The organism is Steroidobacter sp. (genome assembly GCF_036402275.1).
GTDB lineage: Bacteria > Pseudomonadota > Gammaproteobacteria > Steroidobacterales > Steroidobacteraceae > Steroidobacter.
Genome location: NZ_DASWTF010000029.1, coordinates 214,178 through 239,073, shown reverse-complemented (window position 1 = coordinate 239,073; position 24,896 = coordinate 214,178). Strand labels below are relative to the sequence as shown.

Annotated in this window: 27 protein-coding genes; 10 read left to right on the top strand and 17 right to left on the bottom strand. The window is 63.6% G+C overall.

Annotated features, from left to right (window positions below; translation table 11 throughout):
- The first annotated feature begins 4 nt into the window (after positions 1-4).
- From VGD45_RS14540 to VGD45_RS14520, 5 genes are read left to right on the top strand one after another with little or no spacing between them, the layout of a single operon-like run.
- The gene (locus VGD45_RS14540; protein WP_331156040.1) at positions 5-322 is read left to right on the top strand and encodes a hypothetical protein; all 318 of its coding nucleotides are present in this window, start codon (positions 5-7) and stop codon (positions 320-322) included.
- Complete coding sequence (locus tag VGD45_RS14535) at positions 319-1,287, top strand: hypothetical protein (RefSeq protein WP_331156039.1); 969 nt, start codon at positions 319-321, stop codon at positions 1,285-1,287. Before VGD45_RS14540 ends, VGD45_RS14535 begins: the two co-directional genes overlap by 4 nt.
- The gene (locus VGD45_RS14530; RefSeq protein WP_331156038.1) at positions 1,247-1,873 is read left to right on the top strand and encodes a LolA-related protein; all 627 of its coding nucleotides are present in this window, start codon (positions 1,247-1,249) and stop codon (positions 1,871-1,873) included. The genes VGD45_RS14535 and VGD45_RS14530 overlap by 41 nt, the downstream gene beginning before the upstream one ends.
- Entirely contained in the window at positions 1,870-4,203 is a 2,334-nt protein-coding gene (locus tag VGD45_RS14525; protein WP_331156037.1) for an MMPL family transporter, read from the top strand. The genes VGD45_RS14530 and VGD45_RS14525 overlap by 4 nt, the downstream gene beginning before the upstream one ends.
- Entirely contained in the window at positions 4,193-4,618 is a 426-nt protein-coding gene (locus tag VGD45_RS14520; RefSeq protein WP_331156036.1) for a hypothetical protein, read from the top strand. The genes VGD45_RS14525 and VGD45_RS14520 overlap by 11 nt, the downstream gene beginning before the upstream one ends.
- Here VGD45_RS14520 and VGD45_RS14515 read toward each other — a convergent pair.
- Genes VGD45_RS14515 through VGD45_RS14495 form a run of 5 tightly spaced genes read right to left on the bottom strand, consistent with a single transcriptional unit; the run spans position 4,602 to position 8,993 of the window.
- Positions 4,602-6,221 (bottom strand): NAD(P)/FAD-dependent oxidoreductase, encoded by a 1,620-nt coding sequence (locus VGD45_RS14515; protein WP_331156035.1) that lies wholly within the window; start codon positions 6,219-6,221, stop codon positions 4,602-4,604. The two genes, VGD45_RS14520 and VGD45_RS14515, sit on opposite strands and share 17 nt — an antisense overlap.
- A gap of 8 nt (positions 6,222-6,229) precedes the next feature.
- The gene (locus tag VGD45_RS14510) at positions 6,230-7,024 is read right to left on the bottom strand and encodes a beta-ketoacyl synthase chain length factor (RefSeq protein ID WP_331156034.1); all 795 of its coding nucleotides are present in this window, start codon (positions 7,022-7,024) and stop codon (positions 6,230-6,232) included.
- Complete coding sequence (locus VGD45_RS14505; RefSeq protein ID WP_331156033.1) at positions 7,021-8,205, bottom strand: beta-ketoacyl-[acyl-carrier-protein] synthase family protein; 1,185 nt, start codon at positions 8,203-8,205, stop codon at positions 7,021-7,023. The genes VGD45_RS14510 and VGD45_RS14505 overlap by 4 nt, the downstream gene beginning before the upstream one ends.
- A 28-nt stretch (positions 8,206-8,233) precedes the next feature.
- Positions 8,234-8,647, bottom strand: a complete 414-nt coding sequence (locus tag VGD45_RS14500; protein ID WP_331156032.1) for a hypothetical protein — start codon at positions 8,645-8,647, stop codon at positions 8,234-8,236.
- A 55-nt stretch (positions 8,648-8,702) separates the two neighbouring features.
- The gene (locus tag VGD45_RS14495; protein ID WP_331156031.1) at positions 8,703-8,993 is read right to left on the bottom strand and encodes a phosphopantetheine-binding protein; all 291 of its coding nucleotides are present in this window, start codon (positions 8,991-8,993) and stop codon (positions 8,703-8,705) included.
- Positions 8,994-9,137: 144 nt separating this feature from the next.
- Between VGD45_RS14495 and VGD45_RS14490 the strand changes: the two genes are divergently transcribed.
- Positions 9,138-10,166, top strand: coding sequence for a hypothetical protein (locus tag VGD45_RS14490; RefSeq protein ID WP_331156030.1), 1,029 nt, complete (start codon positions 9,138-9,140; stop codon positions 10,164-10,166).
- 1 nt (position 10,167) lies between these two features.
- Here the strand turns inward: VGD45_RS14490 and VGD45_RS14485 are convergent, their stop codons facing one another.
- The 8 genes from VGD45_RS14485 to VGD45_RS14450 all read right to left on the bottom strand — a co-directional run bounded on the left by VGD45_RS14485 (position 10,168) and on the right by VGD45_RS14450 (position 17,156).
- Positions 10,168-11,484 carry an AMP-binding protein gene (locus VGD45_RS14485; protein WP_331156058.1) on the bottom strand — a complete coding sequence of 439 codons (1,317 nt, stop codon included), beginning with the start codon at positions 11,482-11,484 and terminating at the stop codon, positions 10,168-10,170.
- Between the two features lie 16 nt (positions 11,485-11,500).
- Positions 11,501-12,724 carry a beta-ketoacyl-ACP synthase gene (locus VGD45_RS14480; protein WP_331156029.1) on the bottom strand — a complete coding sequence of 408 codons (1,224 nt, stop codon included), beginning with the start codon at positions 12,722-12,724 and terminating at the stop codon, positions 11,501-11,503.
- Positions 12,724-13,452, bottom strand: a complete 729-nt coding sequence (fabG, locus tag VGD45_RS14475; RefSeq protein ID WP_331156028.1) for a 3-oxoacyl-ACP reductase FabG — start codon at positions 13,450-13,452, stop codon at positions 12,724-12,726. The genes VGD45_RS14480 and fabG overlap by 1 nt, the downstream gene beginning before the upstream one ends.
- On the bottom strand, positions 13,449-14,672 hold the full coding sequence (locus VGD45_RS14470; RefSeq protein WP_331156027.1) for an NAD(P)/FAD-dependent oxidoreductase: 1,224 nt from the start codon (positions 14,670-14,672) through the stop codon (positions 13,449-13,451). The genes fabG and VGD45_RS14470 overlap by 4 nt, the downstream gene beginning before the upstream one ends.
- Positions 14,673-14,681: 9 nt before the next feature.
- Positions 14,682-15,137 carry a thioesterase family protein gene (locus VGD45_RS14465; protein ID WP_331156026.1) on the bottom strand — a complete coding sequence of 152 codons (456 nt, stop codon included), beginning with the start codon at positions 15,135-15,137 and terminating at the stop codon, positions 14,682-14,684.
- 5 nt (positions 15,138-15,142) lie between these two features.
- Positions 15,143-15,931 carry a glycosyltransferase family 2 protein gene (locus VGD45_RS14460; RefSeq protein ID WP_349263274.1) on the bottom strand — a complete coding sequence of 263 codons (789 nt, stop codon included), beginning with the start codon at positions 15,929-15,931 and terminating at the stop codon, positions 15,143-15,145.
- 26 nt (positions 15,932-15,957) lie between these two features.
- Entirely contained in the window at positions 15,958-16,206 is a 249-nt protein-coding gene (locus VGD45_RS14455) for an acyl carrier protein (protein WP_331156024.1), read from the bottom strand.
- A 125-nt stretch (positions 16,207-16,331) separates the two neighbouring features.
- Positions 16,332-17,156 carry a lysophospholipid acyltransferase family protein gene (locus tag VGD45_RS14450; protein ID WP_331156023.1) on the bottom strand — a complete coding sequence of 275 codons (825 nt, stop codon included), beginning with the start codon at positions 17,154-17,156 and terminating at the stop codon, positions 16,332-16,334.
- 26 nt (positions 17,157-17,182) lie between these two features.
- Here VGD45_RS14450 and VGD45_RS14445 point away from each other — a divergent pair, with 26 nt between their 5' ends.
- On the top strand, positions 17,183-17,893 hold the full coding sequence (locus VGD45_RS14445) for a 4'-phosphopantetheinyl transferase family protein (protein ID WP_331156057.1): 711 nt from the start codon (positions 17,183-17,185) through the stop codon (positions 17,891-17,893).
- Here the strand turns inward: VGD45_RS14445 and VGD45_RS14440 are convergent.
- Genes VGD45_RS14440 through VGD45_RS14425 form a run of 4 tightly spaced genes read right to left on the bottom strand, consistent with a single transcriptional unit; the run spans position 17,844 to position 19,595 of the window.
- Positions 17,844-18,323: a DUF3106 domain-containing protein gene (locus VGD45_RS14440; protein ID WP_331156022.1), complete on the bottom strand. Its 480-nt coding sequence runs from the start codon at positions 18,321-18,323 to the stop codon at positions 17,844-17,846. The two genes, VGD45_RS14445 and VGD45_RS14440, sit on opposite strands and share 50 nt — an antisense overlap.
- On the bottom strand, positions 18,320-18,568 hold the full coding sequence (locus tag VGD45_RS14435; protein WP_331156021.1) for a hypothetical protein: 249 nt from the start codon (positions 18,566-18,568) through the stop codon (positions 18,320-18,322). The genes VGD45_RS14440 and VGD45_RS14435 overlap by 4 nt, the downstream gene beginning before the upstream one ends.
- Before the next feature lie 2 nt (positions 18,569-18,570).
- Positions 18,571-18,939: a hypothetical protein gene (locus VGD45_RS14430; protein ID WP_331156020.1), complete on the bottom strand. Its 369-nt coding sequence runs from the start codon at positions 18,937-18,939 to the stop codon at positions 18,571-18,573.
- Positions 18,933-19,595 (bottom strand): RNA polymerase sigma factor, encoded by a 663-nt coding sequence (locus tag VGD45_RS14425; protein ID WP_331156019.1) that lies wholly within the window; start codon positions 19,593-19,595, stop codon positions 18,933-18,935. The genes VGD45_RS14430 and VGD45_RS14425 overlap by 7 nt, the downstream gene beginning before the upstream one ends.
- Positions 19,596-19,707: 112 nt before the next feature.
- On the opposite strand from VGD45_RS14425, the gene VGD45_RS14420 reads away from it, so the two are divergent.
- From VGD45_RS14420 to VGD45_RS14410, 3 genes are all read left to right on the top strand, one after another.
- On the top strand, positions 19,708-21,957 hold the full coding sequence (locus tag VGD45_RS14420; RefSeq protein WP_331156018.1) for a primosomal protein N': 2,250 nt from the start codon (positions 19,708-19,710) through the stop codon (positions 21,955-21,957).
- 36 nt (positions 21,958-21,993) lie between these two features.
- Positions 21,994-23,706: an arginine--tRNA ligase gene (gene argS, locus VGD45_RS14415; protein ID WP_331156017.1), complete on the top strand. Its 1,713-nt coding sequence runs from the start codon at positions 21,994-21,996 to the stop codon at positions 23,704-23,706.
- Positions 23,707-23,794: 88 nt separating this feature from the next.
- The gene (locus VGD45_RS14410; protein WP_331156016.1) at positions 23,795-24,376 is read left to right on the top strand and encodes an SPOR domain-containing protein; all 582 of its coding nucleotides are present in this window, start codon (positions 23,795-23,797) and stop codon (positions 24,374-24,376) included.
- Positions 24,377-24,896 lie beyond the last annotated feature (520 nt).

Sequence of the window (24,896 nt, the reverse complement as noted above, 5' to 3'; positions counted from 1 at the left end):
CGACATGACCCCCATCGCTCACGCAACTGTTCTGCGCATCGGCGCGAATCATCCTTCGCTGCCGGGCCATTTTCCAGGCCGGCCCATCGTGCCCGGCGTGGTGCTGCTCGACTGCGTGCTGCAGGAAGCGGAGCGATGGCTCCAGCGCCCGTTGCACGTGGTCGCTTTGCCCAATGCCAAGTTCACCGCGCCGTTGCTGCCCGATGAAGCCGCGGAACTGCAGCTGAAGCTCGACGCTCAGGAACTGCGCTTCAGCCTGAGCCGCGCAGGTGCGGCCATCGCGCAAGGTCTGTTTCGAATCGCAGAGCCCGGCCAACCGTGAAACAGCAATGGCTGGATCGTCCCGAAGCCGGCTCGGCCTTCGGGTATCGGCTGATCAGCACGTTCGCCATGCTGTGCGGGCGCACGGCCGCGCGCCTGGTGCTGTTCCCCATCACAGCTTTTTTCCTCATGAAACGCGCCCCGGAGCGGCGCGCGTCGCGTGACTACTTGCAACTGGCGCTCGGTCGCAAGCCGACGCTGCGGGATGTGGCCAAACAGTTTTACACCTTCGCCGCCGTCATCCTGGATCGCGTCTTTCTACTGTCCGAGCGCTTCAAACGTTTCGACATCCGGGTGCACGGCCTGGACGGCCTGCGCGAGCAATGGGACAAGAAACAGGGCGTCCTGGTGTTCGGCTCGCATCTGGGCAGTTTCGACGCCCTGCGCGTGCTGGCCGAGTTCCGCAAAGACGTGAAAGTTCGAGTGGTGCTGGATACGGAACAGAATCCGCAGCTGACCCGCGTCCTGAACGCGTTCAATCCCGAGCTCGCTCGCTCCATCATCAATGCCCGACAGGACGGCACTGTCACGGCGCTGGCCATCAAGGAAGCGCTCGACGAGGCTGCGCTGGTCACACTGCTGGTCGATCGCGCGCGGCCGGGCAATCAGGTCGCGATCGTCGACTTCCTGGGCCGCCCGGCGCCGTTTCCGACCGGGCCCTGGCAGATCGCGGCGGCTCTGAAAGTACCGGTGGTGCTGTGTTTCGGCCTGTACCAGGGCGGCAATCGATACGAGCTGCACTTCGAGGTGTTTGCCGAAACGCTGCGCGTGGAACGCGCCGACCGCGAGGCGAGTCTCAATGCCATCATCCAACGTTATGCCGACCGGCTGGCTCACTACACGCGCGGCGCGCCGTACAATTGGTTCAACTTCTATGATTTCTGGCAGCTCAATTCACATTCGGACAATAGCGGCTCTGCTCGCGATGTGCCTCCACGCCCTGGCGTGGAGCGCCGCTCAGAGTGATTCCGCTTCGAGCGATCCGACCGAGCAGCGCATCGACGAGCTGGTCGCGCGCCTGGCCAAGCCCGCTCCGGCGACGATTTCTTTCACGGAGGTGCGCTTTTCCAAGCTGCTGCGGGCGCCGCTGATCGTCTCGGGGGATCTCGGTTATTCCGGCCCGGACAGTCTCGACCGACGCGTCACCACGCCTTATCGCGAACATACGGCCATCCGCGGCCAATCGGTGAAAGTGGAGCGTGAAGGCGAAAAGCCGCGCAGCTTCGCTTTGAAACATGCGGAGGAACTACGTGGGTTGCTGTCCGGATTCTCCGCCCTGCTGTTGGGCGACGCCGCGGCGCTTCGCAAGGCGTTCACTGTTGAGCTGACTGGCAACGACGACGCGTGGACGCTCCATCTGACCCCGCCCGAGACCAAGCTGGGCCGCCGCCTGCGACAGATCGATGTCAATGGCCAACAGAGCGAGCCCCACTGTTTCACCATGACCCTGGCCGACGGCGCCTCCAGCGTGCTGCTGCTGGGTAACGCGGCCATGGAACCGGTCCCCGCGGATGTGACTTTGATTGCCTTGCAGCGGCGCTGCGGCGGATGAAGTTCTCGCGCCTCGCGCTGCTGATTCTGTTCGTATGGGTCGCGCTGCTGGCGGGCCTGACCTGGTTCGTGCAGCGGCAGCTGCAGATCGGCACGGATCTGCGGCTGTTTCTTCCCAGCCCGACCACCGCCGACCAAAAGCTCCTGCTGGAAGAGATCGGCGAAGGCCCGGCCTCACGTGTGATGGTCATCTCGCTAGAAGGCGCGGCTCCCGAGCAACTCGCCGACGCCTCACGCTCGCTCGTCGAGCGTTTGCGATCCAGCCCCCAGTTTCGCCTGGTGACCAACGGCGAAGTCTCGATCGACAGCGTGCCGGACGAGTTGCTGGCGTATCGATATCTGCTGTCGCCGACCTTGGACGAGCGGCCGCTCGATCAGAAATATCTGCATGTGGAATTAGAGGCGCGCGGACGGGACCTGGCCTCGCCTGCCGGAACATTCCTCGAACCCTGGCTGGCTCGCGATCCCACCCTGGAACTGCTCAAGGTGTTGCAGCGCTGGCAGCCGATGCAGGAGCCGAACCGGCTGTACGACGTCTGGTTCGATGGCAAAGGCGAGCGCGCATTGTTACTTGCACAGACACGCGCTGCCGCGTTCGATCCAGATCAGCAACGCCTGGCGGTCGACCGGCTGAACGCCGAATCCGTGCGGCTGGCCCGCGAAGACCACGTCAAAATGACGTTCAGCGGCGCGGGCAAGTTCTCGGTGATGATGGAGCAGCGTACTCGCGGCGAAGCTCAGCAACTTGGCGCCGCCGCGACTATCGGCATGATCGTTTTGTTGTTGGTTGCTTATCGCCGCATCGGTAGCGTCGTGTTGAGCGCACTGCCGCTCGCCAGCGCCGGGTTGGCGGGACTGGCGGCTGTGAGTGCGCTATTCGGCACCGTTCACGGCATCACGCTCGCATTCGGTTTCACCCTGATCGGTGTGGCGCAGGACTATCCGATTCATCTGCTCAGCCATCGTCATGCCACTCGCACACCGGTCGAGGTCGCGCGAGAGTTGTGGCCGACGCTCGCGACCGGCGTGGCGAGCACGTGCATTGCGTACCTAACATTCCTGTTTTCGGGCGTCATCGGGCTCGCGCAGCTTGCCTGCTTCACAGTGGCTGGCCTGGCCGTCGCGGGCCTGACGACGCGCTATGCCCTGCCCGCCTTGATGGCTGAGACGGGCCGGGATTTCGGCGACTCGGCCTGGCTCGACAAAGTGTGGCGCCGGATGGAACGTTTGCCTCGGCCGCGCTGGGCCGGTGTAGCGGCCATCGTCACATCCATCGCTGCCATCGTGCTCGCGCCTCAGCCGATGTGGGAAAGCGATCTGAGCAAGCTCACGCCCGTACCGAAGGAATTGCTGATCCTGGACCAGGAGCTGCGTTCGGAGTTGGGAACACCGGATGTGCGTTATCTGCTGGTCATCGACGCCGAAGATACGGAGTACGCGTTACAGCGCCTCGAGAAACTCGACGCATCGCTGCAGGCCTTGGTCACTGAAGGTGCAATCACCGGTTATGACCACGCCGCGCGCTACGTTCCGACAGCAGAGAAACAACGCCAACGACAATCTCGCCTTCCCGAGCCGGCGACACTGCGCGCCGACATCGCAGCGGCGGTGAAGGACACGCCGTTCCGGCCTGACGTGTTCGAGCCGTTGCTCGAAGATGTCGAGAAGGCTCGCCGCTTGCGCCTGCTGACGGTCGAGCAGCTGCGCGACTCTCCACTCGGCGTCAGCGTCGAGATGCTGCTGACTCATCACGACAAACGGACGACCGCGCTAGTGACATTCAGCGGCGTTCGAGATGTGGCCGCGCTGGAGCGCTTCGCCAAAGCCGCTGGCCCGGACGTGACCTTGCTCGATACCAAGAACGCGTCGGAAACATTGGTGACCCAGCAGCGGGTCAAGATTCTGTGGAGTCTGGCTTTCGCCGCTGTCTTGCTGGCGGCCGTGGTGGCCTTCGCATTGCGCCGAGCCTCACGCGTGTATCGCGTGCTCGCTCCAATGGCGCTGACGACTTTGCTCATCATCGGCATCCTGCAGGCGGCCGGCGTATCGATGACTCTGTTCCATCTGATCGCTCTGATCCTCGCCGCCGGCCTTGGCCTGGACTACGCGCTGTTCTTCGAGCATGCGGCCGACGATCCCATGGAGCAGCGGCGCACCTTGCACGCCTTGCTGGTCTGCTCGGCCTCGACCCTGATGGTGTTCGCGCTGCTGGCCACATCGAGCCTGCCAGTGCTGCGAGCCATCGGCTTGACGGTGTCGCTGGGCGTTGTTTCTAATTTCGTGCTCGCATTACTGCTGACCCGACAAGCCACACCCGCCCATGGCACGTGAAGACATCGCTGCGCTGATTCCGCATCAAGGCGGCATGTGCCTGTGGGAGCACATCGTCGAGTGGGACGGCACGCGCGTCGTGCTGGCAACCAGCAGCCATCGCTCGCTCGACAATCCCTTACGCTCGAATAACCGCTTACGGTCGGTGCACCTGTGTGAATACGGCGCGCAAGCGATGGCAGTGCACGGAGCATTGAGGGCCGCACCGGGACGCGCACAGCCGGGCATGTTGGTGTCGCTGCGCTCAGTGACTTTCGCTTGCGACTATATCGACGATCTGGCGGACGAGCTTCGCGTCGAGGCACTCTGCCTGCAGTCCGCAGAATCCAGCCAGCAGTACAGCTTCAAAATTACTCACGCGGGCGAAGTGGTGGCGGAAGGCCGCGCCGCCGTGCTGCTCAAGCTGCCTGCGTAAACAGCAACGATTCCCCAGCGGTCGCGACCTCGCCGCTCAGCAGCTTGCGAACTTCGCTGCTGTCGAGTGCAGGATGCTCGGCGCAGGCGCGCTCGATGATTTCCTTCGCGAGAGAGTCCAATAAGCCCGTGTACTCGATGACGCGCGCGCGGAACGCCTCGTCGTCGAGCTCATCGCGCAAGCCACGGTTCAGTTCCGCGAACCAGGGCAACGATGCCTGATCCAGCAGCACCGCATCGTTACGACGGGCGCTGAGCCGCGACCATTCGCGCATGAAGTTCTGCATGGCCAGGTTCAAATCGCGCGAATGATTCAAATGATCCGACAGCCGACCCAGGTTGCTCATGTCGGTCAGCCGCCGCTGGAAGAACAGCTGGCACAGCACGCCCCAGTAATAGGTGTAGTCCCAGATGACCTTGATGGGCATGACCTCGGGATCGCCGAACATGGCGTATTGATTCGTGTACAGCGACAGCGTGCTTTCGTAAAACGAAAAGTACAGCTGCTGATACACGTGAGCGCGGCCGTTGATCAACTCGCCTTTGAGATCGCGGGCGATCAGATCGGCGATGTAGGTGTTGCTGATGCCGATGAAATCGCTGCCCGGTGAGTAAAACGGATCGAGGAACACGCCGGCCTCGCCTGTCAGCGCCCAGCGATCGCCGGAGAACACCTGCTTGCACCCATAAGAGAAATTGCGCAGGAAACAAAAGTCCTGCAGCAGGTGCTGTTTGCTCTCCAGCTCGCGCGCCAGGCGGGGTTGATGCACGCGGAACCATTCGAGCGCTTTCTCGAAGGTGTTCATGGTTTCGAGCGGATGCGTAACCGCGTCGCAGACAATGCCCACCGAATGCGAGCCAGACGAGAGCGGAATCAACCAGGCCCAGTAACCTTCCCCACACAGATGATTGGTGGACAGCCAGCGATACGGCGGATCGCAGCGCTCCAGCCAGGCCGAGTCGGATGACCACTCATCCACGTCGATCTTGGCGCCGATGCGAAACCAGACCGCGTTGGCATTGTGAGCGTTGTCCTGAGCCAAGCCGAGCTTGCGCTTGATGAGACCGGCGCGACCGGAAGCATCGATCAGCCAGCGAGAGCGAACCTCGTGCTGCACGCCCTCGACTTCGTAACGCACACGATGCTCGGCGCCCTGAGCGCCCATGTCGAAGCTGCGCACCACGGCGCCGTCGATAAATTCAACGCCGAGCCCGCGCACATGCTCGCCAAGGTAATTCTCGAACACGCCGCGATCGAGCTGGTAGCTGGGCGTGGACAGATAGCGGCTCGCTCCCAGCTCGGTGACGTTGTCCAGGTCTTCGCGCCCTTCGGAAAAGAAAAAGCGGAAGCCGAATTTCTTCAGCTGCTGGCTGGTCAGGTGATCTTTGAGGCCGAGCACCGTATCGAAGTAATGCGCGCCGATTTCCACCGACGACTCGCCCACTTTGTGCGCGGCCAGCGGCACCGGATGCCGGCGACGCTCGACGACCCGTATCGACAGCGAAGGAAACTGCTGGCGCAACTGAATCGCGAGCGTCAGCCCAGCCAGTCCGCCGCCCAGGATGACCACGTCAGCGGTGGGGCTTTCGCTCGATGTATTCATGGTGTCAGCTAATTGACCTGGACGTTCAGCGCCATCTGCCGACTCAATGCCAGACAAAGCGTCCGCGGCTGGGACATCGCCAGCACTTCGAAGAACGGCAGGCACGGCGCCAACGCGTTGTCGGCCACCAGAGGCGCGGCTGCCGAGCGCGCAGGTGTAGGACGCGCCTCGGCGACAGTCTCGGTCGTGAGGATCAAGCTGCGATGTTGTTGCGACTGACTCGCCGGCGCGAGCACCAACGCCGCACCCAACAACCCACGACTCGGCGCCATGCTTGCGAGCGCGCCCTTCGCTTCGATATCGAACGCGACGTACAACACGGGACGCTGTTCGCATGCCACTTGGGTGGCGGCTTCGATCAAGCCCGCGGCGAACGTGTATTCGTAGGCGCTGATCGCGGTGTACGGTGCCAAGCTACCCGTGCCGATGCTCCAGTAACCCGCAGCGGCGTTGTGAACCGAGTTATGAAACTTGATTGGCGAGATCAACGCGGGCGTGGCGGCCAACGTCGAGCACATGTAATCGCTGATCGCGAGATCGCCGTGAGTCGACGCAAACACGGACGGCAAGTCAGACGGCTTGCGTCCGGCAACTTCACAAGCGCGAGCCGCGACTTCGAGCGCCACAGCCACTGTATCGGGCGCGCGTCGTCGCTCTGTCGGCGCAAGTAACGTAGGTGCGGGTCGAGCGCTGGCCGCTTCGGGCGGCGCTTGTTCGCCGCGAACCACGGCGCGCGCGATGTCCCAACCAGGAAGCCGTGACGCCCAGAAGGCGACGCCTTCGACCGCGACCCGCAGCGTCATCGATCTCTCCCGAACACCAGCACGCAATTGCTGCCGCCGAAGCCGAACGAGAAGCTCAACGCATGGCGCGCCTTGCGTTGAACGTTGTCGCGCTGGATCTGCGGACCGCAGGCGGGATCGGGAACCTGCAAATTCAACGTGCCGGGCAACAACTGATGCTCGAGCGCGATCAGACTGATGGCCGCTTCGACGATGCCGGCGGCGCCGAGCGTGTGCCCCGTCCAGCCCTTGGTCGAGCTGGCGCAGGTGGTCGCCGGAAACAGATCGGCGACGATCTTTGCTTCGACTTCGTCGTTCTTCTGGCTGGAGGTGCCATGCAGATTGATGTAGTCGATATCGTTCGGCTGGAGTTCGGCGCGCTTCAACGCGTCGCTCAGCGCCAGCCGCGCGCCCAGCCCTTCGGGATGCGGCGTCGACATGTGATGGGCATCGTTCGATTCGCCATAGCCCAGCAGCCACGCGCCCCGCGGCGCTTGTTTTTCCAACAGCGCGAAGCCGGCGGCTTCGCCGAGGTTGATGCCACGACGCTCGACATCGAACGGACGACAAGGCTCCGGCGACACCAGCTCGAGCGAGTTGAAGCCGAACAGGACACTGCCGCACAACGTATCCACGCCGCCGACGATGGCGGCGTCGGCGAGGCCGGTGCGGATCAAACGTTCCGCCTGCGCGAAGACTTTGGCGCTCGACGAGCACGCCGTCGCCACGGTCACGCTGATGCCAGTGAGGCCGAGCGCTTGTTGAACGAAATCACCCAGCGAATGCGGGGTGTGAATGATGGGTCGGCGCAGATCTTCCGGATAGCGTCCGTCGGCTTCGAGCCGTGTGTACGCTTCCTCACTGGCGCCGATGCTGGAGGTCGAAGTGCCGACTACGACGGCGACGCGCCCAGCGCCATAGCGTTCGCGCGCTTCACGTGCAGCTTCGATGAACCCGTCTGCGACCAGACCGCGCCACGCGAGACGGTTGTTACGACACTCCCAATTGGCGAGATCCGCTGGCAGCGGCTGCTCTTCGAGTCCCGCGACCCGCCCGATCCACGTGGGAATGGGCGATGGGCCAAAATCATTTTGCGTCAGGCCGCTGCGACGCTCGCGAAGCGCCGCGAGCGTCGCCGCACGTCCTTCCCCGACCGCGGAGCAGAGTGAGTAAGCGGTGATTCTCAGAGGTCGGGATTGCATTACTGCCGTTGACTAGTTCATGAGGCGGCTATTCGCCCGCCAGGATCATGTTACGGCTGATGTCGCCGACCAGGTTCTGGATCCAGCTGAGATAGTTGCGGTGAATGACCTTCACGCCCTTTTTCTCGCCGTACATCAGCTCGCTGGAGTCGAGATAGCGGACCGCCACCTGCTTGGTGTCGAACGGAATCTCGATCTTGGCCATGTGGGTGCGCAGGTTGAGGGTCGCGATGATTTTGCCGGGCTGCTCCTCGCTGATCACCCAGGTACGACCTACCAGCGCGGCCTTGATGGCCTTGGCGACTCGCGCCTCGGTCAGGCCGGCCGGGACCGCGATCGGATCCGGATCGACCAGGGGCACCTGACGCGCACCCATCAACAGCGCCAGCAACGGCAGCAGTAGCAGACCGGACCACAGACGCGCACGCTTGGAACGAATCATTACAAGACTCCCTATTTACTGTTGTGACTTCACTGACGCCGGCCCGAGGCTTGCCTCAGCCGGTGACTCGATGCGTCTGGATGTGGGCCGCCAGCGACCGCAGCGAGCTGAAAATACGCACATTGTTCTCGTCGTCCGAGCGCAGTTGGAAGCCATAGCGCTTGGAGATCTCCAGCGCCAGCTCCAGGGCGTCGATGGAGTCGAGCGCGAGGCCGGTCTTGAACAGCGGCGCTTCGGGATCGATGTCCGCCGGCGCCACGCCTTCCAGGTTGAGCGCGGTGACAATGAGTTCGGCGAGCTCACGCTCGGCGGCCGACTGAGCGACTGTGGATTGTGATGCTGACATGAACGAAACAGGCCCTGTACTAAAGGCTGATTTGAGCGCTGGAGCGGCGAACCGCGGGGCGCGAAGTGTATCATCCGGCCCGCGCGCGCTCCGAACGGCGCGCACGTTTTCCAACCCAAACCAACGAAGTCATTCGATTCAGTGATGCGCAGCAGTTCCGGCGAGCAGCCAGCCCAGCCCCTTCCCGCCGCGCTCCGCGTCGCCTACCAGCCCCTCCACGGCGCCCAGACCGAGATCCCCACCGGGGTCCTGGCGGCCATTCGCTTCGGGTCGGAGCTGGGTGAGGCGGGCGCTGGAACCGACACGCTGACCATCGACGTGGGGCTGGATCCGCTGCACGGTCCGTCCGACGCGCCCGCCTGGGCGGAATTATGGTTTGCCACCGGACCGGTCCGCACTGGCCGATGGTCCGATAGCGCCGCCAGCGTGCCGGCGCATGTTCGCTATGCGCACGATGAGCATTATTTGTTCGCGGTCATCGAGTTGGACGAGCGCGAGCACGGTGGGATTCTGCTGACAGCCGAGCATGCCTACGCGGCGATCCGGCGCTTCCAGCAGCAGTCGCGCTTTGCTCATCTATTGCGGATGTGGAATTACATGGACGCAATCAACGAAGGCGCCGGCGATATGGAGCGTTATCGCCAGTTCTGCGTTGGTCGCGGCCGCGGGCTGGGCGAGGTTTCGCAGAGTTATCCGTCGGCCACGGCTATCGGCCGCCAGCGGCCGGACCACATCCTGCAGGTGTTTTGGCTCGCAGGTATCGCGCCGGGCCGATCGCTGGAAAACCCGCGGCAGGTCAGCGCATATCACTACCCACGGATTCATGGGCCGGTCAGCCCCACGTTTGCGCGGGCCCTTGTCGCGCCCGACGACACGCTGCTGATTTCAGGGACCGCCAGCATCGTCGGTCACGTCTCCCAGCATCACGACGACGCGATGGCGCAGCTGGAAGAAACCGTCAGGAATCTCGGCTCGTTCGCGCCGCATGTCAGCCGTAGCCGGACGGCGGAAAGCAGGGATTTGCTGAAGGTCTACGTGCGGGACCCGGCGTTGACTCCGCATCTCGTCGAGCGACTGGGGCAGCTCTATCCGGATAGCGACATCATCTTCGTGGCCGCCGATATCTGCCGGCGCGAGCTGCTGCTTGAGATCGAAGCGGTAGTAGGAACTTAATTCACTCGCGTCGTAAGGCGCGCAATAGATTCTCACGCGGCAGCTTGCCGAGCTCGTTGCGAGGGAGTTTATCCACGATCAGTAACGGCCGCGGCAGAAACGCGCTGTCCACACCTGCCGCCAGTCGATCCAGTACTTCACGCGACGTGAGATTCGGCGCGACCACCAGCGCCGCCACCCGCCGGATGGTGCCGACGGCGTCGGGGTCCGGCTGAAACACCGCCGCTTCCTGCACGCCCTCGATCGCAAGCAACCGCCGAGTGATATCGGACAGCGACGCGCGCTTGCCCGCCACTTCGATCATGTCCGAGCTGCGTCCACGTACCATGAAGCGGTCGTTGGGCAGCAACTCGACGATGTCCTGTAACAAGACGGGCTCGACAAACCACGGCGCATGTACCAGCGTGCCGTCGGTGCGCGGTTCGAGCCGCACGCCTTCATATAAACGCCACTGATCTTCCTTCGCTGTCAGGCGGCTGGCGAACACACAGGTCTCAGTGGATCCAAACATCTCGACCAGCTCGCCGCCGAGCTTGGCGGTCACGGCCGCGGCCAGTGGCTGATCCAGGGGCGCGGTCGCGCTGACGATGACATCCACCTGCGGGAACTCCTGCTCGGATCCCACGATGGCGCGCAAATGGACCGGCGTACTGACGAGCACCCGAGGGCGTGGCAGCTCCGCCAGGGCCGCGGCAATGTCCGCAGGAAACAACGGACGGCCCGCGTGAACCGCCATGTCGCCGGCCAACGGCAGCAGCACGCTCATCTCCATTCCATACATGTGCTGCGGTGGAACCGTGGCGAGCACCCATACGCTGGAGGTCTTGTCAGCAATAGCGGCGCGAATGGACGCGGCGTTGCGCGCGTTACTCCCATTCACGCTGCGCAAGAGCTTGGGAAATGTTTTGGGTTGGCCGGTGCTGCCCGAGGTGTAACCCACCATCACCGTCATGTCCGCTGGAATGCGCGTGTTGACGGCCGCGGCGGAGGGTTGCTCCAGAGCGGCGTCCACGGCGGGATCGTCGATGCGATAGCTGCCGGCGTTCGCCTTCTCCACATCGGCGACGACTTGCTCGGCGCGCGAGGAAGGCAACAGCACCGTGTGCCCGACGCTCAGAGCAGCGGCATAGGCGACCAGGAATCGATAGCGATCTTCACAGAGATTGATCATCGCCGCGGCCTGTTTCGGGAGCCGATGAACGACGGACGCAACGTGACTTTGGAACTCGGCGAGCAGCACGGGCGCGCCACGGCGCCAGGCGATGGGCCGCTGCGGATCGGCGGAGACGAACAATGGCAGGGTCGCTGCCGCGGACATGCTCACGAGTGGCGACTCACTTCCAGCGCTTGAACACCATGGACGTGTTCACGCCGCCGAAGGCGAAGTTGTTGTTCATCACATAGTCGGTGTGCAGAGCGCGGCCTTCGCCCGTGATGTATTCGAGCTCGCCACAGCGCGGGTCGATGTTGTCCAGATTCAACGTCGGCGCGAACCAGCCGGCCTTCATCATTTCGATGCTGAACCACGCTTCCAGCGCGCCACACGCGCCGAGCGTGTGACCGAGATAACTCTTCTGCGAGCTGAGCGGCATGCGCGAACCGAACAACGCCGATGTTGCTCGCGTCTCGGCGATGTCGCCGTGCTCGGTGGCGGTGCCATGACCGTTGACGTAGCCGACGACGTCAGGCGAGATGCCGGCATCTTTGAGCGCCAGCTCCATCACGACGCGCATCGTGCTCTCTTCCGGCTTCGTGACGTGCACGCCGTCGGAGTTGCTGCCGAAGCCGACCAACTCGGCGTGGATCCGCGCGCCACGTCGCTGCGCATGCTCCAACTCTTCGAGGATCAGCATCCCCGCGCCCTCGCCGACTACCAATCCGTCACGATCGCGGTCGTAAGGGCGAGGCGTCGTGTGCGGCTGATCGTTACGGCGGCTGGTCGCATACAACGTATCGAAGGCCATCGCTTCGGTGGGGCAAAGCTCTTCCGCGCCACCGGCGATCATCACGTCCTGACGCCCGAATTTGATGGCTTCGTAGGCATAGCCGATGCCCTGACTGCTCGACGTGCAGGCGCTCGAAGTCGGAATGATCCGGCCTTTCGCGCCGAAAAAAATGCCGACGTTGGCGGCGGTGGTGTGCGGCATCATGCGCACATAGGAATTCGCGTTCAGCCCGCTGGCGTCGTTGTCGAGGATCATCTTGGCGAAATCCTTGATATCCGACGTGCTGCCCGTCGAGGAGCCCGACGCCACACCGGTGGCGCCGCTGGAAATGACGGGATGACCAGTCAAGCCAGCGTCCGCGACAGCCAACTCGGCAGCGCGAACCGCGAGTTGCGACACTCGGCCCATGCTCCGCAATTGTTTGCGAGTCCAGTGCGCAGGCGGCGTGAATTCGATCGGCCCGGCGAGCCGAGTATTCATGTCCGTGTAACGATCCCACTCGTGCATGGTGCGAATCGCATTCCGACGCGCACGCAGACCGGCCAGCACTTCCGTCCAACTCGCGCCGAGCCCGCACAAGCCGCCCATGCCGGTGACCACTACACGACGCATCAGCAGAGTCCCCCGTTGACCGCGAGGACTTGGCGAGTGATGTATGAAGCGTCGCGCGACAGAAGAAACGCGACCGCAGCGGCGACTTCCTCGGCGGTGCCGGCGCGCTGCGCTGGAATCGCCTTCAGAATCTCCTCGATGGGCACGTTCTCGTCGACCATGTCGGTGCCGATCAAGCCCGGCGCCACGCAGTTCACTGTGATCTGACGTTTGGCCAATTCGACGGCGAGCGCTTTGGTCGCGCCGATGATGCCGGCCTTCGCCGCGCTGTAATTCACCTGCCCGCGATTACCGATCAGTCCCGAGACGGAGGCGAGCGTGACAATGCGACCCGGTGCGCGTCGGCGGACCATCGGCATGATCAAAGGCTGGAGCACGTTATAGAAGGCGTCGAGATTGGTACGAATCACGCCGTCCCATTGCTCCTCCGTCATCGCGGGGAACGCGGCGTCGGAGTGAATGCCCGCATTGCAGACCACACCGTAGTAAGCGCCGTGCGCGCTCACGTCGGCGGCCAGCGCTTGTGAGCAAGCGGCGCGGTCGGAAACATCGAACTGCAGGATGCGCGACTGTCGGCCAAGCGCCTTGATCTCGCTCACCACTGCTTCTGCTTCCTCTCGCCGCGAGCGGCAATGCACGACCACATCGAAACCGTCCGCCGCCGCGCGAAGCGCGATGGCTCGGCCGATGCCGCGACTGGAACCAGTGATGAGAATGGTATCGCTCATGCCGCGCAGAGCTTAGCAACCATGTCGAGGCGGCGCTCGGGTTCAGCGACGAAGGGGTTGGCTTCGTCCCACGCATAACCCGCGAGGATGGCGCAGATCATGCCGCGAATGCCGGCAGGCTGGTTCTTGGCGAACATGATGTCCTGAAAGCGGCCGTCGTACCACGCGCGAACATAGGCGCGGAACGTATCCACGCCCTTGCGCAGTGGGATTTCGAAGTCGCTGGTCCAGTCGACTGTCTCGCCGCGCAGCTGACGATTCAGCAGCCCGGCGGCCATGCTGGCCGAGCGCATCGCGATGGTCACGCCCGAAGAAAACACCGGATCGAGGAACTCGGCCGCATTGCCGAGCAGCGCGAAACCCCTGCCGTGCATGGACTTCACGTTCGCCGCGTAACCCGACAACTCACGCGCCGGCGTGTCCCACGTGGCATTCGCCAGCACGCGCGTCAGGAACGGCTCCTCGCTCGCCAGCTTTTTGAGACGTTCATCCAATGGCGCTGGATAGCTCGCAAAGAATTCCTTGCGCGCCACGCAGCCCAGCGAGCAGCGGCCGTTAGGGAACGGGATCAGCCAGAACCATACGTCGCGATGCTGGGGATGAACGATGACCTGAATCTTGTTGCGATCGAAAGCGTCGGGCGCGGCGCCATCGGCGACGTGAGTGAACACGGCATTGCGCACCGGAAAATTCGACGGCGTTTCCAGATCGAGCAGCTTGGGCAGCACGCGACCGAAGCCGCTGGCGTCCAGCAGAAACTTGCCCTCGACTTCATATTCCGCGCCCTTGGCGTCGACCGCGCGCACACGCGGCTTGGCGTTGCTGTTGTCGACGGCGGTCACGCGAGTCTCATAGCGGATCTCGACGCCTTGTTTCTCCGCCTCGTCGGCCAGCACCTTGTCGAAGGCGGCGCGCTGCACCTGGTATGTCGAGTTGCGACCTTGCGTGAACTTGTCGCCGAAATCGAAATCGCCGTATTCATCGCCGCGCACGAACGCCGCGCCGTTCTTGAACTGAAAGCCGGCGCGCTCGACCGCCGGCATCATGCCGGCCTCGTCGACGAAATCCAGGCAATGCGCCAGCAGGCTCTCGCCGATGGAAAAGCGTGGGAAACGCTGACCTTCGAGGACCAGCACCTTCCAACCCTGTTTGTTCAACAATGCCGAAGCGATCGCGCCCGAAGGGCCCGCCCCAATGACGATCACATCACGTTGTTCCAAGATCATTCCTCACCGATGTGCGCCCACGTCCGTCGTCCGTGCGCTCAATGCTCGTTGCACGCGCTCCAGCAGCGGCTGCGGAGTTACGAATTGCAGCGCGTGCGTCTTGGCGTCCACCGCCGCCTGCACACTCTGGGCGCGCGCCAGACGCTCTTTGTCCGCCACGCGCGTAATCAAATAATTCATCACGAGCCGGCTCTGCCACTCGACCAGCGACGCGCGCACGTTCAAGCGATCGCCCATGCGCGCCGCATGCAGATACTTCACGTGCATTTCCACGATGGGCCAGGCATAGCCGGACGCGGACATGGTTTCGTAACCGAAGTCGAGATCGTCCATCAGCGCCCAGCGCGCGCTTTCGAAGTACTTCAGATAGTGGCCGTGCCACATGACGCCGATGATGTCGATGTCGTGAAACGCCACCGTCACATCGATGCTCGCGCTGATCGCGCCTTCCTTACGCATGCGCCTCAGGCATTCGCGTCACGCTCCCGCACCTCGCGCGTGGGCTTGGATCGCGCGACTTTTCGCCACAGCAAAACCGGCAGGCGGATCAACATCCCGCAGGTCAGCCGGATGTGCAGCGTGGTCATGCGCACGTTGTCCAGGAACATGCGGAAGTGCGAGACGCCGTCGATGGGATACGACACGCGCGTGTCCAACCAGCGCATGGGCATCTGGCGCCAATGCATCCGCACCAGGATTTCCGAATCGAAGTCCATGCGCTCGCCGATGTGCTGGTGATCGATCAGATCCAGCGTGGCCGCGAGCGGATACAGGCGGAAGCCGCACATGGAATCGATAATGTCGAACGACAGCGTCTGCAGCCAGACCATGCCGTGCGTGAGATAGCGGCCGTAGTAACGTGACTTGGGAATGCTGGCGTCGAACACCGGCCGGCCGCAGATGACCGCATCGGGTTCTTCACGCGCCGCCTCCACGAACCGCCGCGCGTCGCTCAGCGTGTGCTGACCATCCGCATCGACTTGGATTGCGTGCGTAAACCCGAGTTTGGCGGCTGCGCGAAAACCCGTGATGACTGCCGCGCCCTTGCCACGATTGGTGTCATGACGGAATAACGTCACTTCGGGCAGCGCGCTCAGTCGATCCAACTCCTGCGCGCAGGCTGGACTGCAGCCATCGTCGACGAGGATCACCGGTAACGCCTGCGCGCGGAGGCTGTTCACCACGACGCCAATGGCGTGCTCGTGGTTGTAAACCGGGATGACCACGCAGACGGAAAACTTGGCGGGAAACATCTGCACGCTCTCAGACGCCACGCATCTCAGGCTTGCATCAACCGCTGCACCACTGTCGCGAGATCGCCCACGGTGCGCACGGATCGAAAATCCTGGGGCGTGACCTTGCGCCCGGTGTGCTTCTGCACTTCGTCCATCAGGTCGACCACGTCGATGCTGTCGATCTCCAGATCCTCGTACAGGCGCGCATCCGACGTGATCCGCGCTGGCTCGAGCTCGAACAGCTCGACCAGCGTCCCGCGGATGCGTTCGAGGATTTCATCTTGCGACTGCATGGACTGCTCTGTTGGGAAATGTCGGGAGTAGCACGTCTACGCGCGCTGCATCGGGTCCGCGAACTCGGCGCGCAGTTTAATTCGCGGAGGACACACCGTACAGCCGCAACGGCTTCCGGGCAGTCTTACGGCCGTCCGGCCCTCGGCCGGGCGAGTTCCTGCTGAAAATGCCGATGCATGGCCTCGTTCAAGGCTCGTGATGCTAGCGGTAACGGCGCATTCCGGTAGGGACTTAAGTCCAGGTCTTCGCCGACGGCCAGGCTGAAATGCGGGCGCCGGGGCGGGATCCGGTACCACGGCTCGGCCTTGGTAAGCGTGGTCGGCTCGCAGCGGATGTAAACCGGCGTGAGCGCGGCCGCGGCGCGCAGGCCGATATTGGCCGCTCCACGGTGAAACACCATTGGCTCGTTCGGCCGGGTGCGTGTCCCCTCAGGAAAAAAGATCAGCGCCTGCCGGTCGTGCAAGGCGCCGGCCGCGCCTTCGATCATGCTGGCGGTCTGATCGTTGGGAATGAATTCGACCAGGGTCACGGCCCAGCGCGTCAACGGGTTGCGCCACAGGCCCTGTTTGACCACACAACTCGTCCCGGGCACGAATGCCAGGAGAAACACCACATCGATCAACGTCGGGTGATTGGCGACAATCATCTGGCCTGGGAGGCCGAGGCGCTCCTGGCCCTGGAACTCATAGGTCAGCACGCCGCCTCGATGCATGATGCCGATGAACAGGCGAAGCGCGGCGCTCATGACCGCGCGCGCCCGCTTACGCTTCACATCGCGTGTCGCCGGGATCAGCTTCACGATGGGCAACAGCACCGCGCCGACCACCAACGCGCCCAAACCGAACAGGAAAAAGCTGAACCCGGTCATGAACAGCCGCCAATGCCACGCGTCCCGACGGCGCTCGGGGCTGTCGGTGGCGGCTTCGGCGAGTTGCGGTTCGGCGTTCATGGGGACGGAATTATGATGTGCCTGTCATGCACGGCAACCCACACGCGCATGCCGACACTCGCGTCGGCCTAAACAGTGGCCTCGCGGAGGGCGACCTAGCTCTGTGGCTGGGCTTGCCGGCGGCGCGCGAGCATTTCGATCCGTCCACGCTTTCAGCGGCGGACCGTTCTCGTCTCAGCGCGCGGCGTCGGCGCGCGGATTTCGAAGTCAGCCGGGCCTTGCTTGCCCTGGTCGATGCGGGGTCTACACCGCACAGCCTCAGTCATAGCGCCGAGCACGCTGCACTCTTGGTCGCGCCGGCGGGATGGCAGGTGGGTGTGGATCTGGAGATCAATCGGCCCCGCGATGTGCTCCGACTCGCGTGCTTCGCGTTTCATGAACGCGAGGTTCTTGCCATGGAAGCGGCGTCCCCGGAAGCGAGACCGCAGCTGTTCTACACGCTGTGGACCCTGAAGGAAGCGGTCGCGAAAGCTCTGCATCTCGACCTGATCGATGCGCTTCGCCAATGCGTGTTCTGGAAGGAGGATGGCGAGTGGCAGGGGCGCGTGCCCACGATCTCCGCCTGGGGCGCGGCAGTGTTTCAGCCTCGACCGGACATCTTCCTGGCCGCGGTGTGGATCGGCGGATCAGAACCCGCGCGAGTTCAACAATGGGAATGGCCACCCAAGCAGCGCGCCGATTGGCCAGTCATTGCTTGCGCAAGCTCTCCCGCAAGCGCTGACGCTGCTCCGGCGTGAGTTGCTGGAACTGCTTGCGCAGCTTCTGCCGCTGTTCCGGCGGCAGATCCTGGAACCGGCGGTAGTTCTCGCGGATCCGCGCCTGTTCAGCCGGCGGCAGCTTCTTGAACTGATTGAACGCGCGGCGCATGGCGCGCCGCTGCTCCACATCCAGTGACTGCCAACGCTGGAAGCGCTGCTTCGCCTGCTGGCGCTGCTCGGGCGGCATGTTCAGCCAGCGCTGCGAGCCTCGGGCGAGCGACTGCTGCCGCGCCAGGGGCAACTGGGCCCAGCGCGATTCGAACTTGGCCAACAGCTTTTGCTGCTCGGGAGACAGCTCGTGCCAGCTCACTCCGGCGGGTCCTGACTCGATAGCCTGGGCTGCCGGCGTCGCGGCCAGCAGCGCGGCGCTGAGTAGCAGGGGAAGAAGGCAGGTCAGCCGGATAGTCATCGATCTTCCACGGCGGGCTTGGCCGTCTGTTTCGTGGGCGCCTTCCCGGCCGGTTTGTCTTTGGAGTTCTCGGTGGGCTCAGCCTCATCCGCTTCGGGCGGGGCAACTAGCGTCCAGTCGCCATCCTCCGCTTCCAAGTTGGCCAGATATTCCAGAAATGCGCCGTCTAAAGGCTCGATCTCGTCGGCTACCGCGCCACCGGCAACCGCCCAAGCCAGCATCACGGATAGGGCCGAGATACGCATGATCAGCCAGTGTTTTCGGTCACTTCGCCCACCCAGGAGTAAAACTCCACCTCGCGAATCATCTCGAAACTGTCGGTATCGGCCACGATATCGAAGTCATCCAGCAACATTCCGCCATTTTCGAGCTGCGGCACAGCGGGCTCGCCCCCGCTTCGAATCAAAACGAGCGCGATAAGAGCGGCAGCGGCCAAGCCGCCCAGCGGCGCGCCGAGCCAGTACCTGCGGGTCGAACCCTTCTTCAGCTCGTCCAGCGCGCGCTGTCGGGCTTGGTTGAGCCGCGAACGCGTGCGCGCGTCGAGGCGCTCGACGCTCTCCTCGAACAACTCCCGGCTGCGCCCCTCGAATGGATCGGGCGTGGGTGTGTTCACCATGCAGCCCCCAATTCCTCGCGCAAAGTGTGCACGGCGCGAGAATAGTGCGTCTTCACGCTGCCTTCGCTACAGCCCATGGCCTCGGCGGTCTGCGCCACGTCCATCCCCTCGAAGTTACGCAACATGAACGCCTCTTGCTGCCGGCCCGGCAACTCGGCCAGCGCCTGTTCGAGCTTGGCCATGGCCTGATCGGTCGCGAGCAGGTCCTGCGGCAATGGCCGCCCGTCGGGGACGCCGTCGTACGGATCCGCGCCTTCATCGTCGTCAGCCTTCCAGCCGGGCAGCCAGCTCAACAGCTTGGCGCGAACCATCCGGCGGCGCTGACAGTCGCGAATCCGGTTTTGCAGAATGCGGTAGAACAGCGGGCGCCATTCCTCGGCGGGGCGCTGGGCGTAGCGACGCGCCAGCTGCAGCATCGCGTCCTGTACGATATCGAGCGCATCGTCGTCGTGGCGCACGGCAATCCTGGCGATGCGAAACGCACGCTTCTCGACGCTGACGAGAAATCGGTCCAGCGTGCGCACCTGATCCAGAGACTGTTCCTCCACGGCCGCCGGGGCGTCGCCCTGCCCAAGGTTGAGCAGCGCCCAGGCCGAGGTAGAGGCTGCGCGGAGAGTAGCAGAGGGCCGCATGCGTTCCAGAAACCTGCGTGTCATGACCAGGGTGATTCCTCGTGCAACGCTGGTGGCGGCGTCGCGTTGACACTGACCGTGTGTGACTCCCGTCTAAAAAATGAGCAACTCGTAAACACGTCCGTGGAATGAGCACTTGAGTCGGTTCACCCCAAACAATGCACAGACTTTTCCACAGGTTTTGTGCATAGACCGGACGCCGTATCTGGCCGTCGCGATCGACACACCTCTGCGGCAGGTGTTCGACTATCGCGCGCCGGCTGATGGCGAGCCGGCCGCGCCGGGCCATCGCGTGTGGGTTCCATTCGGTCGCCGCCGCGTGGTGGGCGTGGTGGTCGAAGGTCGCGATGACACCGAAATTCCGTCAAATAAGTTGCGCGCGGCGTTCGAAGTCATCGACAACGAGCCGACATTCAGCGCTGAACTGCTCGCGTTGTTGACGTGGGCTGCCGAGTACTACCGCCATCCGGTGGGCGAGGTGCTGAGCTCGGCGATGCCAGTGCACTTGAGAAGCGGCGCGCCTCTTCGCGAGGAAAAAATCGTGTGGCGACTCACGGCGCAGGGACGCGAGCAAGCGCTTGCGACGCTGCCGGCACGCTCCGTTCGTCTTCGCGCCATCGCCGAGTACCTCTCGAATCACGCGCAAGCACCCGCCTCTGAAATCCTCGGCGCGACCGAGAGCCCGCTCTCAGCGCTCCGCAATCTCGAATCGCGGGGATTCGTCGAGCAATTCGCTCGCGAAGCGCCCGAGACGCCGCCTGTATCGATCGTTCGCGAAGGCCCGCCGCTCAATGAAGCGCAAGCCGCCGCGGTTGAGCGAATTACAAACACACTGGGTTCCTTCGCCTCGCATTTGCTTTACGGCGTCACCGGCAGCGGCAAGACAGAGGTGTATCTGCACGCGATCGCAACGGTGCTCGCGCGCGGGCAACAGGCACTGGTCCTCGTGCCTGAAATCTCGCTGACACCGCAGCTGATCTCGCGCTTTCGTGGACGCTTCGACGCCCCTATTGCAGTACTGCACTCCGGTTTGAACGACACCGAGCGCTTGACCGCATGGCGCGACGCGCGTGAAGGGACGGCGCGAATCATCATTGGCACGCGCTCCGCGATTTTCAGCCCGCTCCCACAGCCCGGGCTGATCATCATCGACGAGGAACACGATCCCTCCTTCAAGCAGCAAGATGGGTTTCGTTATTCCGCGCGCGACCTGGCGCTGGTGCGCGCACAGCGGCTCGGCATTCCCGTCGTGCTCGGTTCCGCCACGCCCTCGCTGGAAACATTGGCTCGCGCTCGAAAACAGCCAGAGACGCTCTCGCGGCTGCCGGAGCGCGCGGGCAGCGCGCGACCGCCCAAACTGTTCCTCGTGGACCTGCGTAAGAACGCGACCACGCAGGGAATCGCCACGCCGACGGTGATGGCCATTCGTCGTCATCTGGATGCGGGCGGACAAGTAATGCTGTTCATCAACCGCCGCGGTTATGCGCCGGTGCTGTTCTGCCCGACCTGCGGATGGTCCGCGCACTGCCGCCGATGCGACGCGCACCTCACCGTGCACACGCGCGGACGCGACCTCATCTGTCATCACTGCGGCTCGCAGGAACCGTTGATCGAGGGATGCCCCAACTGTTTCGCCGATGTGAAACCGGTGGGCCAGGGCACGGAGCGGATCGAAGAGACGCTTGAGAACTTATTTACCGGCTTTCCGCTCGCGCGCATCGATCGCGACAGCATGCGGCGTAAAGGCGAGCTGGAAGCAACGCTGGCCCGCGTGGACAGCGGCGAGATCCGCATCCTGGTCGGCACGCAGATGCTGACCAAAGGGCATGACTTTCCCAAAGTCACACTGGTGGTCGTGCTGAACGCCGACCAGGGCCTGTTCAGCACGGATTTTCGCGCGCCGGAGCGCCTCGCCCAGACCATCGTCCAGGTCGCCGGCCGCGCCGGTCGCGCCGAGCGCGCGGGCGAAGTGCTGATCCAGACGGAATATCCGGATCATCCGTTACTTACACTGCTGCTGACGGGCGGCTACGCAGCGTTTGCGGACGGCGCGTTGACAGAACGTGAACAAAGTAACTGGCCGCCATTCGCGCGGATCGCGCTCCTGCGTGCGGAAGCAGCCGATCAAGAGGCTCCGCTGCAATTCCTGCACGCCGCCCGCGCCCTCGCCGACGACTATATGGTTCGCGGCGTGAAGCTGCTCGGTCCCGCGCCCGCGCCCATGGAGCGCCGCGCCGGCCGCTTCCGCGCGCAACTGCTTCTGCACGCACCCACCCACTCGCCCTTACAACGATTCATGAGCGGCTGGCTGACCGCCCTCGGCATGCTGCCGGAGGCCCGGAAGGTCCGATGGTCGATCGATGTGGATGCGGCCGAGTTGAGTTGAGTACACTGTCGTGAACCCACTTTTTCCCTGCTCTTTGTGAAGTACCAGATCGAACGCCTAGTGCAGGCCGCCCTGGCCTGTTTGCCGGCCGACATTGTCCCCGCGGATGTGCATCCCACGGTGGATGTCGAGCGCACGCGCGACGCCGCACACGGCGATTTCGCCACCAACATTGCGTTGCAGCTGGCCAAGCCCGCGCGCAAGAACCCGCGGCAGCTGGCGCAGGCCATCGTCGATTGCATCCCGGCGAGCGAGCTGGTCGACAAGATCGAGATCGCGGGTCCGGGCTTCATCAACTTCCATCTGTCGCCACAGGCGTATCAGCAGGAGCTCTCGCGAATCTTCGATCTCGGCGTGGCGTACGGTTACAACAAGCGCGGCGCTGGGCAGAACGTGGTCGTGGAATTCGTTTCCGCGAATCCCACGGGTCCGTTGCATGTCGGACATGGTCGGCAGGCGGCGCTCGGCGATGCGCTCGCGGCGCTGTTGCAGTCACAGGGCCATCCGGTCAGCCGTGAGTTCTACTACAACGACGCCGGCGTGCAGATTCAAAACCTGGCGCTGTCCGTCCAGGCCCGCGCGCGCGGCTTCAAGCCCGGCGATCCGGAATGGCAGGAAGGGTGGTACGCGGGCGAATACATCCAGGACATCGCTAACGACTTCCTCGCGCGCAAGACCGTGCACGCGTTCGACGGCGAACCGATCCGCGCGAGCGGCAAGATCGAGGATCTCGATGCGATCCGTCGCTTCGCGGTCACCTGTCTACGCCACGAGCAGGACATGGATCTGCAGAAGTTCGGCGTGCGCTTCGACACCTATTACCTGGAGTCGAGCCTGTACAGCGACGGCAAGGTCGACTCGACCGTACAAGGCCTGATCGCGAGCGGCCACACTTACGAGAAGGATGGCGCGCTATGGCTGAAGACCACCGACTTCGGCGACGACAAAGATCGCGTCATGCGGAAATCGGATGCCACCTACACCTACTTCCTTCCTGACGTCGCATATCACGTCACGAAGTGGCAGCGTGGTTTCTTCCGCGCCATCAACGTGCAGGGCACGGATCACCACGGCACGATCGCGCGCGTGCGCGCGGGGTTGCAGGCGCTGAACATCGGGATCCCGAAAGGCTATCCGGACTACGTGCTTCACAAGATGGTGAAGGTCATGCGCGCCGGCGAGGAAGTGAAGATTTCCAAGCGCGCGGGTTCGTATGTGACGGTCCGCGATCTGGTCGACTGGGTGGGGCGCGATGCGTTCCGCTTCTTCCTGGTGTCGCGGAAGGCGGATTCGGAGTTCGTGTTCGATATCGACCTCGCGCTGGCCGAGGGTGAAGAGAATCCCGTTTACTACGTGCAGATGGCGCACGCGCGCGTTTGTAGCGTCTTCCGTCAGCTGCAGGAGAAAGGACTCACGCACGAACGAGAAGTTGGCGAGGCGCACGTTCAGCTGCTAACAGAGCCTCACGAGAAAGCGCTGATCCGTCGACTGACCTACTATCCCGAGTTGCTGGAGAACGCCACGCGCGCTCTCGAGCCGCATCAGCTCGCGCATTACCTGCGTGAGCTGGCGGGCGACTTCCATGCCTACTACAACGCGCACAAGTTCATCATCGATGACGTGAAGCTGCGTAACGCGCGCTTGAACCTGGTCGGCGCCACCCGCCAGGTCCTGGAGAACGGCCTGAAACTGCTCGGCGTGTCCGCGCCCGAGTGGATGGAACCGAAAAAAGCCGCTGGTGAGGAATAGTGCGCCGGCGCAAAATTACGCGACTGGCGCTTCGCCAGGCGCGTGGCTGAGATTCGTTTCCTGCTGATCGGTTTTCGATTTTTCCTTCATGGCCAAGGACTACAAGCATTCCAAACGTCGTTCCGGCGGTTCGTCCGGCTTATCGGGCATGGCCGGCTTCGTCTGCGGCCTGGCGCTCGGGCTGGCCGTCGCCTTGGGCGTTTATCTCTTCGACCGCCGCACCGAAGCTCGCCTCGCTTCTCAGCAGACCGCCGCTCCTATGGTCCGCGACGACGCCCAGGCGGAGAACAAGCCTGCGCCCGCTTCACAGAAGGAAGCGGAGACGCAGGAGTTCGACTTCTACGAAATGCTCCCGAAGTACGAAGTCGTCATCCCCGAACAGGATTCCCGCAGCGGCGCCGCCCCCGCCGTCGTCGCCGGCCCGGTGGAGAAGCCCGGCGCTTACATTCTCCAGGCCGGCTCGTTCCGTAATCACAAGGACGCCGACCGCGTCCGCGCGCTGATTGCCATGCAGGGCGTCGAGTCCAAGATCCAAAAGGTGACCATCGATAAGGACACCTGGCACCGAGTCCGCGTCGGTCCCATCACCAACCTGCAGAAACTCGAAGACACTCGCAGCAAACTTCGCCAGGCTCAAATCGACGCGTTGGTTATCCGCGTCGGCGAGTAGCTCACGCGGTGGGCGCTATCGCCGAAGAGAAGTTCGCCAAGGGAGCAGGACCGGAATCGAGCCGATCTCCGATTCGCTGACCGCCACGTTGGTGGGGAAACATCGAGTCGAGCTCGCGGGGCGTCGACTTTGCCGGCCGGGCCGGAATTTAACTTTCGGAGTTTCTGCGGAAACGTGAGGCATCGAATCGTGCATCTTCGAGCTGGGGCGTAGGTGGGGGTCTTGGGATGTTCGCAACCACGGTGACTGTACCGCCGCGGTCATTCGAGCAAGCCGCTGCACGCCGGCTGTACAAATGACGACGCGCGTTGCAGCTCGGAGCGCGACAGCGCGATCGAGCGATACTGCCCTCAACGCAGCAGCCGAGCTAATCGTGCGGGCACCATCGAACGACTTTAAGCCAACGTTGAAGACGCTCGCGAGTTTCCCAAGACCCCCACCTGCGCCACAGCTCTGCCGCCAGGCTGCGCGCAACGCGTCCGCGCACGGCGCGCAGCGCCAATCGCGTCAGCGAAAGCCG